Source organism: Pseudomonas sp. JQ36, assembly GCF_053851495.1.
On the sequence record NZ_CM132642.1, the window covers coordinates 2,632,785 to 2,646,646 of the forward strand.

Below are 13,862 nucleotides of genomic sequence, written 5' to 3' on the forward strand. Positions count from 1 at the left end.
ACCAAACCCAGCCCAAACAAAAACGGCAGCCTCAATGGGCTGCCGTTTTTATTTACCGCTGACTCACGCCAGGTGCGAAAGCATTTCCTTGGCTTCGCCACGCTGCTTTTCGTCACCCTCGGTCAGCACTTCGTTGAGGATGTCGCGCGCGCCGTCGTTGTCGCCCATGTCAATGTAGGCCTGGGCCAGATCGAGTTTGGTGGCCGCTTCGTCGGTGCCGGCGAGGAAGTCGAAATCGTCTTCGCCCAGATCATCGCCCATGGCCGCATCAGCTTCGGTGAAGGTCGGCTCGGCGATGCTCTGCGACAGGCGATCCAGCTCGGCGTTGACGTCATTCAGTTCCGCTGCGAATGCGTCAGGCTCGGCCGCCGGGTTGCTGTCCATTTCGTCAGCCAGCGACAGATCGAAATCCGCCGGCAGCTCCAGATCGTCCTGCGGCACTTCGTTGGCGACCACAGGCTCGGCTGGCGACAGATCTTTCACGCCTTCGTCCAGATCCAGCAGGAAGTCATCGTCCGCCAGATCCGCCGCCGGGGCTGGCGCAGGCTCGGCACCCAGATCCAGATCGAGGTCGAAATCCGACAGGTCGTCGAGGTTCTCTTTGATCTCGGTCTGCTGTTGCAGCACCGATTCAAAGCTCAGATCGTCGTCTGCCGGGAATTCGTCCAGCTCCACCGCAGCTTCAGGCTCAACAACAGGTGCAGGTTCAACCGGGGTGATGTTGTCGAGATCGTCCAGGCTCAGGTCGAACGCGCTGTCCAGGTCGTCTGCCGCAGGAGCAGGCTCAGGTGCAGGCGCCTCAGGCTCGTCAAGCAGCAGCTCCTTGACGTATTGCGCATCGAGTTCGGCGGCGGCCGCCGCTGCAGCCAGACCGGCGACAGCGACCACCGCCATGGCCGGGAAGCGTTTTTTCAGCTCTTCGACCTTGGCGAAGTTGTCACCGTTGGCCACCAGCTGACGCTCCTGAGCAACGAACGCATCGCGGTCGCCTTGCTGACCGTAGACTTCCATCAGCTTCAGACGCAGATCACTGCGTTGCGGCTCGAGGCTGACACCCTCTTCCAGCAGCGCCGCAGCCTGATTCAAGCGGCCGGCATTGATGTGCGACTGGGCCTTGTCCAGCACGTCATCGGAACGCTCGGCGGACGGCGCAACCAATGGCGCGGCAATCGGCTCAGCCATCACCACCGGAGCCACGACCGCAGCAGGCGCTGGCGCAGGTGCCGGGGTGTTGAGCTTGACGCTGGCAGCAGGTGTTTCCAGACCTTCGAAGCTGCTTTCAGGCAGGTCCTGCTCGGCGGAGAACTCCTGCTCTTCGGCCAGAGCGCGGGCCATACGCAGGTGTTTCTCGGCTTCCTGCTGGGCTTTGCGGCGACGCGCCAGCAGCAACAGCAGGAGCAGCAGCACCACCGCACCGCCGCCGAGCAGACCCAGCAGGATCGGATTGGTCAGCAGTTCGTTGAAGGTTTTGTCTTCATCGACTACCGGTTTTGGTGCAACCACTGGCGTCTCGGCAGGCGTGTCGACCGGTGGCGCAATCGCCGATTCCGGGGTGGGTGCAGCTTCTGCCGGGGTCGCTGGCGGAGTGGCGGCCAGCTCAGCAGTGATCGCCGGCACGGCGGCGCTGGCCGCCGGCGCAGCGCCGGTACCGTCAGCCTGCATCTTCGCCAGTTGATTGTTCTTCAGCTCGATCAGGCGTTGCAGCTTGTCCAGCTGACTCTGCAGATCGGCCATGCGGCTTTTCAGTTCCTCGTTGTCACGACGGGTCGTGTCGAGGCTTTCCTGAGTCACCGCCAGTTTGTTGCTCAGGGCCTTGGCATCGCCGGCCGGGCCTTTGCCGCGAGCCTTGGCGCTTTCTGCGGAGACCAGACTCAGGTTGTCCTTGGCATTCTGGCCGGCACCGACATTGCTGCTGCCACGCTTGGTGGCATCGAGTTGCTGCTGACCGGTACCCGGCTTGGCCACATAACGACGGCCCTGACGCCAGGCTTCGTTCTGCGCGGCGACTTCAGCAATCGCTTTGGACTGTGGCAGCGCGGTGCTTTCCACCGAGTCCGGCAGACGCAGCACCTGACCGGTTTTCAGCCGGTTGATGTTGCCGTCGATGAACGCGTCCGGGTTCAACGCCTGAATCGCCAGCATGGTCTGCTGCACCGAACCGCCGGTGCGCGCCTTCGCGGCGATTTCCCACAGGGTGTCGCGCGGCGTGGTGGTGTATTGCGACGGGTGCGTGGCACCAGTGGTCGGCGCGGTGATGGTCTGCGCCGGCGCCGGTTGTGCGGCGGCATCAGCGGTCTGCGGCGAGAACTTCGACGGATCCAGCAGCACACTGTAATCGCGCAGCAGACGGCCGTTGGGCCACATCACCTGCACGAGGAATTTCACCATCGGTTCCGACAGCGGCTTGCTCGAAGTCACGCGCAGCACGCTTTTACCGCTGGCGTTGAGCACCGGGGTGAACGTCAGGTCGTTGAGGAAGGCCTGGCGATCGACGCCGGCCTTCGCGAAATCTTCGGGTGAAGCCAGGCTTGGCACCACTTCGGCAGCGGTGAGATCCTTGACGTCGAGCAACTCGATCTCGGCCACCAGCGGCTGGTTCAGGGTCGACTTCAGGGTCAGCTCCCCGAGCCCGAGGGCATGCGCCATACCGGAGGACAGCGCCGAGGCGGCCGCTATTGCTAACACCAGTTTGCGAACTTGAACCATAGCCTCATCCTTTGTTTGAACGTTCCTCGGCCAGCGAGAAGATGTTGATTGCCGCTGCCGTAAGGCATTGCGCGCGACGACGACAGACTGCCGCGCGCGATCATTTCTTTGATGCCCCGGAAAGTCCCGGAGGGTGACACGTTATCAAGTGCTCCGGGCAAGCATAGCGCTCACCTAGAATCAGTCGACAAATTGTTGCCAAGTATCTTTTACAGCAGGTCTTTTATCAACAATTCAGCGACCTGCACAGCATTCAGGGCGGCGCCTTTGCGTACGTTATCTGACGTCAGCCACAGATTAAGTTCCGCCGGGTCGTCGACACCGCTGCGTACACGGCCAACATAGACAACGTCCTGCCCTACCGCGTCACCCACCGCGGTCGGATAATCGCCGGCCTCAACAAGCTCGATGCCAGGCGCGTCCTCAAGCGCAGCGTTGACCTTTGCCAGGTCAACCGCATTCGCTGACTGCAAGGTCACGCTATAGCTATCGCCAAAAAACACCGGGGCTTGAACGCAAGTGGCGGAAATCTTTAATAAAGGCTGCTTCAGCACCTGACGCAACTCGCGCACCAGACGTTTTTCCAGCAGCGTGTGGCCTTGAGCGTCGGGCGTGCCGACCTGGGCCAGCAGGTTGAAGGCCATCTGCCGATCGAAGAAGGTCGGCTCCAGCGGACGCATGTTCAGCAACTCGGCGGTCTGCCGGGCCAGCTCGGTCACGGCTTCGCGACCTTGGGCGGACACGGCCAGATTGGCAGTCACGTTGACGTATTGCAGCTCGAGCAAATCGAGCAGCGGCGCCAGCACCACGGCCAGCGTCGTCGCCGAAGGGCTTGGGCTGCTGACCTGGAACGGCGCTTTCAGACCGGCAATCACCTCAGCGTTGGCCTCCGGCACCACTTGCGGCGCCTGCTCGGCCGGCAATGCGCCGGACAGGTCGATCAGCGAGCAACCGGCCGCGTGGGCACGCGCGGCGTAGCTCAGGGAAACGGCAGCGCCAGCGGCGAAGAACACCAGTTTGACCTTGCTGAAATCGAACTCGTCGACTTCACGCACGCGCACGTTCTTGTTGCGGAACAGCACCGAACTGCCAGCGGATTCGCTGCTGGCCAGCAGGTGCAGGTTGCCGACCGGGAAGTCGCGCTCTTCGAGAATCTGTACGAGGGTTTCGCCGACAGTACCGGTGGCGCCGACGACGGCAATATCAAGGGTCTGGGTCATGGTCCTACCTCTGGCGAAACGGGGGGAGCGGCACTTTACCGGGTGACTGCCATGCAGGCAATTTCTGCGGGACTTGCAGTGTCTGTTCTGACCTCTTCGCGAGCAAGCCCGCTCCCACAGGGGAAACGCATTTCAAGGGTGGGAGCGGGCTTGCTCGCGAAGGCGTCAGACCAGACAACGCGAAACCTCAGGCATAAAAAAACCCGCACCTCTCACAAGGCACGGGTTCTTTCATTGCATCAAGCGATCAACGCTCCAGCAAAATCCGCAGCATGCGGCGCAGCGGTTCGGCCGCACCCCACAGCAGTTGGTCGCCGACGGTGAACGCACCGACGAATTGCGAACCCATGTTCAGCTTGCGCAGACGACCCACCGGCACGTTCAGGGTGCCGGTGACCTTGGTCGGGCTCAGCTCCTGCATGCTGATGTCGCGGTTGTTCGGCACCAGTTTGACCCAAGGGTTGTGCTGGCTGATCAGCCCTTCGATATCAGCGATCGGCACGTCTTTGTTCAGCTTGATGGTCAGCGCCTGGCTGTGGCAACGCATGGCGCCGATGCGCACGCAAATGCCGTCGACCGGGATCGGGCTCTTGAAGCGGCCGAGGATCTTGTTGGTCTCGGCCTGGGCCTTCCACTCTTCACGGCTCTGGCCGTTCGGCAGTTCCTTGTCGATCCACGGGATCAGGCTGCCGGCCAGTGGTACACCGAAGTTCTCGGTCGGGTACGCGTCGCTGCGCATGGCTTCGGCCACGCGACGGTCGATGTCGAGGATCGCGCTGGCAGGGTCTGCCAGTTGATCGGCCACCGCAGCGTGGGTCGCGCCCATCTGCTTGATCAGTTCACGCATGTTCTGCGCGCCGGCACCGGAGGCCGCCTGATACGTCATGGCGCTCATCCACTCGACCAGACCAGCCTCGAACAGACCGCCCAGGCCCATCAGCATCAGGCTGACGGTGCAGTTGCCGCCGATGTAGTTCTTGGTGCCCGCGTCCAGTTGCTGGTCGATGACCTTGCGGTTGACCGGGTCGAGAATGATGACCGCGTCATCGTTCATGCGCAGGCTGGAAGCCGCGTCGATCCAGTAACCCTGCCAGCCGGCCTCGCGCAGCTTCGGGAACACTTCGCTGGTGTAGTCGCCGCCCTGGCAGGTCAGGATCACGTCGAGGGTTTTCAGCTCTTCAATGCTGTAAGCGTCCTTGAGCGGAGCAATATCCTTGCCCACGGACGGGCCTTGGCCACCGACATTGGAAGTGGTGAAAAACACCGGCTCGATAAGATCGAAATCCTGCTCTTCCAGCATCCGCTGCATGAGCACGGAACCGACCATGCCGCGCCAACCGATCAGACCTACACGTTTCATCGCAACTACACCTTCTTGAAAAGTGGGCCGCTGCTTTGTATTGAATTTCGCAGCGGGCCCGAGAGATTACAGATTCCGCAGCGCGGCGACTACTGCGTCACCCATTTCCTGCGTTCCGACTTTAGTGCAACCGGCCGAATAGATGTCACCGGTACGCAAGCCTTGATCCAGCACCACGCTGACGGCTTTCTCGATGGCATCGGCCGCATCGTGCAGATTGAAGCTGTAACGCAGCATCATCGACACCGACAAGATGGTCGCCAACGGGTTGGCAATGCCTTTGCCGGCGATGTCCGGCGCCGAACCGTGGCACGGCTCGTACATGCCCTTGTTGTTCGAATCCAGCGAAGCCGACGGCAGCATGCCGATCGAACCGGTGAGCATCGAGGCTTCGTCGGACAGGATGTCGCCGAACATGTTGTCGGTGACGATCACGTCGAACTGCTTCGGTGCGCGCACCAACTGCATGGCGGCGTTGTCGACGTACATGTGGCTCAGCTCGACTTCAGGGTAATCCTTGGCGACCTGCTCGACCACTTCACGCCACAGTTGGCTGGACGCCAGCACGTTGGCCTTGTCCACCGAGCACAGTTTCTTGCCGCGAACCATGGCCATGTCGAAACCGACGCGGGCGATGCGGCGGATTTCGCTTTCGCTGTACGGCAGGGTGTCGTAGGACTGACGCTCGCCGTTTTCCAGGGTGCGGGTGCCGCGTGGCGCGCCGAAGTAGATGCCGCCGGTCAGCTCACGGACGATCAGGATGTCCAGACCGGCAACGATTTCCGGCTTCAGGCTCGAAGCGTCGGCCAGTTGCGGGTAGAGGATCGCCGGACGCAGGTTGCCGAACAGGCCCAGTTGTGCACGGATTTTCAGCAGACCACGCTCAGGGCGGATGTCACGCTCGATGGTGTCCCATTTCGGGCCGCCCACGGCGCCCAGCAGGACGGCGTCGGCAGCACGGGCACGATCAAGGGTTTCGTCGGCCAGCGGCACGCCATGCTTGTCGATGGCGGCACCACCGATCACGTCATGGCTCAGCTCGAAGCCCAGGCTGTACTTGTCGTTGGCCAGTTCCAGCACCTTGACCGCCTCGGCCATGATTTCCGGACCAATACCGTCACCTGGGAGAATCAGAATCTGCTTGCTCATGCTTTCCTCGTGTCTTCAATCGGTGCGCCACTCAGGGCGCGCCCGGAAAAATTCTTATCGCTCAGCCATCAATACGATTACATCAGTACTGAACGAGCCGTCGGCATCAATCTCAAAATATTCGCGCACTTCGTTGCCCATCGACTGCTGCAACTGGCGGATCGCGGCGCGCATCACTTCGGGCGTGCGCATGCGCTCGACCCAACTGCTGTACTCCAGACGCAGGCGCTGACGGGTGGTGCTGCGGGTATGCAGCCCGGCCTCGCTGACCTGACGCAACCACTCAGCGGCGGAATAATTGCGCACGTGACTGGTGTCGCGCAGCACTTCGACGCTTTGCAGGTAAGTGTCGAACAACGGACTGCCCGGTGACAACACGTCGACGAACGCCGCCACGCCACCCGGTTTCAGCACCCGGCGCACTTCGCGCAGGGCCACCCCGAGGTCGCTCCAATGGTGCGCCGAATAACGGCTGAACACGAAATCGAATTCGCCATCGGCAAACGGCAGGCGCTCGGCGGCGCCGTTGACCGTGGCAATGTTGTTCATGCCGCGATCAACCGCCGCAGCGGCCACCACATCGAGCATCTGCTGCGACAGGTCGTAGGCCACCACTTCCTTGACCAGTGGCGCCACATGAAAACTCACATGACCGGCGCCGCACCCCAGGTCCAGCACCCGGGCTTCGCCCTGCCCGGCCAGTTCAGCCTGTAGCAGCGCGAATTCGGTGCCTTGAGCGTGAACGGCGCTGCTCAGGTAGGCGGCGGCCTGTTCACCGAATTGCTTTTGTACAACCTGACTGTGCTGGGCGGTGCTGGTCATAGTCACTTCCTGGTATTTGTGTTGTTTGGGCCGGCCTCTTCGCGAGCAAGCCCGCTCCCACAGGGGAATGCATTTCAAATGTGGGAGCGGGCTTGCTCGCGAAGAGGACAGCCCTGACGACATCAATCTCAAATCTGGCTTATGCGTCGCGGAACAACCACGGCTGGCTCACACGATGCTTGGCCTCGAACGCCGCAATCGCATCACCGTCCTGCAAGGTCAGGCCGATATCGTCCAGACCATTGAGCAGGCAATGCTTGCGGAACGCGTCGATCTCGAAGCTGTACACCTTGCCATCCGGGCGAGTCACGGTCTGCGCCTGCAGATCGATCTGCAATTGATAGCCCGGCTCGGCCTCGACCTGCTTGAACAATTCATCGACTTCAGCGTCGCTCAGGATGATCGGCAGCAAGCCGTTCTTGAAGCTGTTGTTGAAGAAGATGTCGGCGTAGCTCGGCGCGATGATGCTGCGGAAACCGTATTCTTCCAGTGCCCACGGGGCGTGTTCACGGCTGGAGCCGCAACCGAAGTTTTCACGGGCCAGCAACACACTGGCGCCCTGATAACGCTCGGCGTTGAGCACGAACTCCTTGTTCAACGGACGCTTGGAGTTGTCCTGATACGGCTGGCCGACATCCAGGTAACGCCACTCGTCGAACAGGTTCGGGCCGAAACCGGTGCGTTTGATCGACTTCAAGAACTGCTTGGGAATGATCTGGTCGGTGTCGACGTTGGCACGATCCAGAGGCGCGACAAGACCAGTGTGCTGGGTAAAAGCTTTCATGCTGCGCTCCTTTAGATCAATTCACGAACGTCAATGAAACGACCATTCACCGCCGCCGCAGCGGCCATGGCCGGGCTCACGAGGTGGGTACGACCACCGGCGCCCTGACGGCCTTCGAAGTTACGGTTGGAGGTCGAGGCGCAATGCTCGCCGGACTCCAAACGGTCCGGGTTCATCGCCAGGCACATCGAGCAACCCGGCTCACGCCATTCGAAACCGGCTTCGAGGAAGATCTTGTCGAGACCTTCGGCTTCCGCCTGCGCCTTCACCAGACCCGAACCCGGCACCACGATTGCCTGCTTGATCGTCGAAGCGACTTTGCGGCCCTTGGCGATCACGGCCGCAGCGCGCAAGTCTTCGATACGCGAGTTGGTGCAGGAGCCGATGAACACGCGATCCAGCTGAATGTCGGTAATCGCCTGATTGGCGGTCAAACCCATGTATTTCAGGGCGCGGACGATCGAATCGCGCTTGACCAGATCCATCTCTTTGGCCGGATCCGGCACGTTCTGATCAACGGCCAGGACCATTTCAGGCGAAGTGCCCCAACTGACTTGCGGCTTGATCTGCGCAGCATCGAGTTCAACTACGGTGTCGAACTTGGCATCCGCGTCGGAGACCAGGTCTTTCCAGGCTTCAACCGCCTGATCCCACTGCGCGCCTTTCGGCGCAAACGGACGGCCCTTGACGTACTCGACGGTCTTCTCGTCGGCAGCCACCAGGCCCACGCGGGCGCCGGCTTCGATGGACATGTTGCAGATGGTCATGCGGCCTTCGACGGACAAATCGCGGATCGCGCTGCCGGCGAATTCGATGGCGTGGCCGTTACCGCCGGCAGTGCCGATCTTGCCGATCACCGCAAGGACGATGTCCTTGGCGGTCACGCCGAACGGCAACTGGCCTTCGACGCGTACCAGCATGTTCTTCATTTTCTTCGCCACCAGGCACTGGGTGGCGAGCACGTGCTCGACCTCGGAAGTGCCGATCCCGTGTGCCAAGGCACCGAAAGCGCCGTGGGTCGAGGTGTGCGAGTCGCCGCAGACCACGGTCATGCCCGGCAAGGTTGCGCCCTGCTCCGGGCTGATCACGTGGACGATGCCCTGACGGATGTCGTTCATCTTGAACTCGACAATCCCGTACTCATCACAGTTGTCATCGAGGGTCTGAACCTGCAAACGCGAAACCTGATCGGCAATGGCTTCGATGCCGCCCTTGCGCTCCGGTGTGGTCGGTACGTTGTGGTCCGGGGTCGCGATGTTGGCATCGATGCGCCAAGGCTTGCGCCCGGCCAGACGCAGGCCTTCGAAGGCTTGCGGCGAGGTCACTTCGTGGATGATGTGACGATCGATATAGATCAGCGCCGAGCCATCGTCGCGCTGTTTGACCAAATGCGAATCCCAGAGCTTGTCGTAGAGCGTTTTGCCGGCCATCAGACGGTTCCTCATCAGCTTGTTTCTATGCCCTGGGCTTATCAATAACCCTTTGGCTTGTGAGGCCGATCCTATGGGGTTACATTAAATAACTCAAATTCATATTTTTTATGCTTTGGATAACCAACTGGAATACAAACCATGGATCTGGCCAACCTCAATGCTTTTATCGCCATCGCCGAGACCGGCAGCTTCTCCGGCGCCGGGGAACGCCTGCATCTGACGCAACCGGCGATCAGCAAACGCATCGCCGGGCTAGAGCAACAATTGAAGGTGCGGCTGTTCGACCGACTCGGTCGTGAAGTCGGCCTGACCGAGGCCGGCCGCGCCCTGCTGCCCCGGGCTTATCAGATTCTCAACGTGCTGGACGACACCCGCCGTGCCCTGACCAACCTGACCGGCGAAGTCAGCGGCCGGCTGACCCTGGCCACCAGTCACCACATCGGCCTGCACCGTTTGCCGCCCCTGTTAAGAGAGTTCACCCGCCGCTACCCACAGGTGGCGCTGGATATTCAGTTCCTCGATTCGGAAGTGGCCTACGAAGAAATTCTCCATGGCCGTGCAGAACTGGCCGTGATCACCCTGGCGCCGGAGCCGCACACGCTGGTCAAAGCCACGCCGGTGTGGGACGACCCGCTGGATTTCGTGGTGGCGCCGGAACATTCGCTGATCAGCAATGGCGCGGTGAGTCTGGCGGACATTGCCGGTCATCCGGCGGTTTTTCCCGGGGGCAACACCTTTACTCATCACATTGTCCAACGCTTGTTCGAAGCCCAAGGGCTGACGCCGAACATCGCCATGAGCACCAACTACCTGGAAACCATCAAGATGATGGTCTCCATTGGTCTGGCCTGGAGTGTTCTGCCACGCACCATGCTTGATGAACAGGTGGCGCGCATACCTTTGCCGGGCATACAGCTCAGTCGCCAGCTAGGCTATATCGTGCACACCGAACGGACGCTGTCGAATGCGGCAAGGGCTTTCATGGCCTTGCTGGATGCGCAAATCGATCTGCCAGGGACTCCAGGCTAACTTGTGCTACTCCTATAGAGCCGCTGTCCCTGTGCCTAACGCCACCATCAGCTCAAGGCCCGTTAACAATGCCGAAATCTGTTGACCGAATTCCGCCGATGCCGCGTATTCAGGCCATTGATCCGCGACGTTCCGAGCAGAGCTGGGAGAGTGCGCCGCAATTGCTCGCCGCGCTCAACGGTGCCCGGCTCGGCGCGTGGTATTGGGACATCGAGCGCGGGCAGATCAGTTGGTCACGGGGCACTCAGGCGCTGTTCGGCTTCGATCCACGGCAACCGCTGCCGCGGGATCTGGAATATCTGGACCTGCTGCCGCCTGAAGACCGGGCGAAAACCGTGCGCGCCTTCGACGCGGTGATTGCCGGCGCCCCGCTGGAGCAGGCGATGCACCACCGCATCCGCTGGCCCGACGGCAGCCTGCACTGGCTGGAGATCAGCGGCAGCCTGCTGCCGGATAAAAACGGCCGTCCCCGAATGATCGGGGTGATTCGCGAAATCACCCACCAACGGCAACGCGAACAGGCCCTCAGCAGCTCGGAGAAACGTTTCGCCACACTCTTTCACCTGTGCCCGAACATGGTGCTGCTGACGCGCCAGGAAGACGGCCTGATCACCGAAGCCAACCAGTATTTCGAAAGCCTGTTCGGCTGGCCGGTCCAGGACGCCATCGGTCGCACCACGCTGGAACTGGGCCTGTGGGTGCACCCGGAGCAACGCGCCGAACTGGTTAAAAAGACCAAGGCCAAAGGCGAATTGATCAGCATGGAAGTGCAGTTCCGCGCCAGCAACGGGCAGATTCATGACGGCATTCTCAGCGCGCAGAAGGTCGAACTCGAAGGCCAACCGTATCTGCTCAGCACTTTTCTCGACACCACCGAACGCAAGGCCGCCGAACACGCCTTGAAAGACAGCCAGGAACGTCTAGATCTGGCGCTGGACTCGGCGCAGCTCGGCACCTGGGATTGGCACATTCCCAGCGGCATGCTCTACGGCTCGGCGCGGGCCGCGCAATTGCACGGGCTGGAGCCGATCCCGTTTCACGAATCGTTCGAGGAGTTCTTCGAAGGCGTGCCCGGCGAGGAGCGCGACAGCATGCGCGACGCCTACCGCAGCCTGCGCGAAGGCCCGGCCGGCAATTATCAACTGACCTATCGCGTGCAACTGCCCGACGGCAGCTCGCGCTATCTGGAAAGCCGCGCCCGCCTGTATCGCGACGAAAACGGCGCGCCGCTGCGCATGGCCGGGACGCTGCTGGACATCACCGATCAGGTCGAGCGCGAGCAACGTCTGGTCGCTTCGGAAGAGAAATTCGCCACGCTGTTCCAGGTCAGCCCCGACCCGATCTGCGTCACCCGCCAGGACAGCGGCGAGTTCATCGAGATCAACAACAGCTTTACCCAGACCTTCGGCTGGAGCGCCGCCGACGTGATCGGGCGCACCGCCGAAGACATCGGCCTGTGGGACGCCTCGGCGAAAAGCCTGCAACGCATCGAGCGGGTGATCCGCGAACAGGGTCTGAGCAATGTCGCGATCATCGTCCAGCACAAGGACGGCCAGTCGCTGACGTGCGTGATTTCCAGCCGGCAGATCAGCGTCGGCAATCAGCCGTGCATCGTCACCACCCTGCGCGACATCACTCAACAGCAGCGCTCCGAGGCCGCACTCAAGGCCAGTGAAGAGAAATTCGCCAAGGCGTTCCACTCCAGCCCCGACGCAATCACCATCACCGAACGTGACACCGGGCGCTATCTGGAGGTCAACGACGGTTTCTGCCGCCTCACCGGTTATCGTGCCGACGAGGTGGTGGGCAAAACCGTGTACCAGATCGGCATCTGGGCCGAAGAGAAACAACGCTCGGCGCTGCTCGCCGAACTGCAGATCAAGGGCCGCGTACACCATCAGGAAATGCTCGGGCGCAACAAACGCGGTGAGTTGCTGACCGTTGAAGTGTCGATCGAACCGATCACCCTCAACGAAACGGCGTGCCTGCTGCTGACCGCCCGGGACGTCAGCCTGTTGAAAAACGCCGAAGCGCAGATCCGCCATCTGGCCTATCACGACCCGCTGACCAATCTGCCCAACCGCGCCCTGCTGATGGATCGCCTGAGCCAGCAGATCGCCCTGCTCAAGCGCCACAACCTACGCGGTGCGCTGCTGTTCCTCGACCTTGACCACTTCAAGCACATCAACGACTCGCTGGGTCATCCGGTCGGCGATACGGTGCTGAAAATCATCACCGCGCGACTCGAAGCCAGCGTGCGCATGGAGGACACGGTGGCGCGTCTCGGCGGCGATGAGTTCGTGGTGCTGCTCAGCGGCCTCGAAGGCACGCGCAACGAGGTCAGTGCACAAGTGCGGGAACTGGCCGACACCATTCGCGAGCTGCTGTCGGAGCCGATGTTCCTCGACGGCCAGCGCCTGCAAGTGACACCGAGCATCGGCGTGGCGCTGATTCCCGATCACGGCTCGACCCCGACCGACCTGCTCAAGCGCGCCGACATCGCCCTGTACCGGGCCAAGGACTCCGGGCGTAACACCACGCAGATGTACCACAACACCATGCAGAAGGCGGCCAGCGAACGGCTGCGCATGGAGACCGATCTGCGCCTGGCACTGTCGCGCGGCGAGTTCAACGTGCACTACCAGCCGCAGGTCGATGCGCAGGACAACCGCATCATCGGCGCCGAAGCGCTGGTGCGCTGGAACCACCCGGAACTCGGCGCGCAATCGCCCACCGAATTCATCAAGGTGCTGGAGGACAGCGGCCTGATTCTGGAAGTCGGCACCTGGATCCTCGACGAGGCGTGCGGGGCGTTCAAACAACTGATCGCGCTGAAACTGGTCGATCCACTCAACTTCAGCCTGTGCGTGAACATCAGCCCACGGCAGTTCCGCCAGAACGACTTCGTCGAACGCATCGAACACAGCATGAGCAGCCACGGCCTGCCCTGCTCGCTGCTGAAACTGGAGATCACCGAAGGCATCGTCATCCAGAATCTGGATGACACCATCATCAAGATGCGCCGCCTTAAAAAACTCGGCGTGAGCTTCGCCATGGACGATTTCGGCACCGGCTATTCATCGCTGACCTACCTCAAGCGCCTGCCGGTGGACACCCTGAAAATCGACCAGTCGTTCATCCGCGACGCAACCACCGACCCAAACGACGCCGAGATCATCCGCGCCATCGTCGCCATGGCCCGCAGCCTGGAACTGGAGGTGATTGCCGAAGGCGTGGAGACGCCGGAGCAACTGGCGTTCCTGCAAGGTCTCGGCTGCCATTTATATCAGGGCTATCTGCACAGTCGGCCAGTGGCGTTGGAGGCGTTGAAAAAGATGCTGTCGTGAGGCGGGCAGCTT

At 61.6% G+C, this 13,862-nt stretch carries 9 protein-coding genes; 2 read left to right on the plus strand and 7 right to left on the minus strand.

Features of this window, described 5'->3' with window-relative positions:
* Positions 1-63: 63 nt before the first annotated feature.
* The 7 genes from ACS4NR_RS11680 to leuC all read right to left on the minus strand — a co-directional run bounded on the left by ACS4NR_RS11680 (position 64) and on the right by leuC (position 9,471).
* Positions 64-2,706, minus strand: coding sequence for a FimV/HubP family polar landmark protein (locus tag ACS4NR_RS11680; RefSeq protein ID WP_456020169.1), 2,643 nt, complete (start codon positions 2,704-2,706; stop codon positions 64-66).
* A 209-nt stretch (positions 2,707-2,915) separates the two neighbouring features.
* Entirely contained in the window at positions 2,916-3,926 is a 1,011-nt protein-coding gene (locus ACS4NR_RS11685) for an aspartate-semialdehyde dehydrogenase (RefSeq protein ID WP_115986976.1), read from the minus strand.
* Between the two features lie 247 nt (positions 3,927-4,173).
* On the minus strand, positions 4,174-5,286 hold the full coding sequence (asd, locus tag ACS4NR_RS11690) for an aspartate-semialdehyde dehydrogenase (RefSeq protein ID WP_003226428.1): 1,113 nt from the start codon (positions 5,284-5,286) through the stop codon (positions 4,174-4,176).
* 66 nt (positions 5,287-5,352) lie between these two features.
* Positions 5,353-6,435 carry a 3-isopropylmalate dehydrogenase gene (gene leuB / locus ACS4NR_RS11695; protein WP_003226430.1) on the minus strand — a complete coding sequence of 361 codons (1,083 nt, stop codon included), beginning with the start codon at positions 6,433-6,435 and terminating at the stop codon, positions 5,353-5,355.
* 54 nt (positions 6,436-6,489) lie between these two features.
* Positions 6,490-7,257, minus strand: a complete 768-nt coding sequence (locus ACS4NR_RS11700; RefSeq protein WP_456020170.1) for a class I SAM-dependent methyltransferase — start codon at positions 7,255-7,257, stop codon at positions 6,490-6,492.
* Positions 7,258-7,396: 139 nt separating this feature from the next.
* A complete protein-coding gene (gene leuD, locus ACS4NR_RS11705; protein ID WP_127650408.1) occupies positions 7,397-8,041 on the minus strand; it encodes a 3-isopropylmalate dehydratase small subunit in 645 nt (214 codons plus the stop codon).
* Positions 8,042-8,052: 11 nt separating this feature from the next.
* Positions 8,053-9,471 carry a 3-isopropylmalate dehydratase large subunit gene (gene leuC / locus ACS4NR_RS11710; RefSeq protein ID WP_095136733.1) on the minus strand — a complete coding sequence of 473 codons (1,419 nt, stop codon included), beginning with the start codon at positions 9,469-9,471 and terminating at the stop codon, positions 8,053-8,055.
* Positions 9,472-9,612: 141 nt separating this feature from the next.
* On the opposite strand from leuC, the gene ACS4NR_RS11715 reads away from it, so the two are divergent.
* Together ACS4NR_RS11715 and ACS4NR_RS11720 are read left to right on the plus strand one after the other, a co-directional pair.
* Complete coding sequence (locus tag ACS4NR_RS11715; protein WP_007969232.1) at positions 9,613-10,503, plus strand: LysR family transcriptional regulator; 891 nt, start codon at positions 9,613-9,615, stop codon at positions 10,501-10,503.
* 68 nt (positions 10,504-10,571) lie between these two features.
* The gene (locus ACS4NR_RS11720; RefSeq protein WP_456020171.1) at positions 10,572-13,850 is read left to right on the plus strand and encodes a sensor domain-containing protein; all 3,279 of its coding nucleotides are present in this window, start codon (positions 10,572-10,574) and stop codon (positions 13,848-13,850) included.
* The last annotated feature ends 12 nt before the right edge of the window (positions 13,851-13,862 follow it).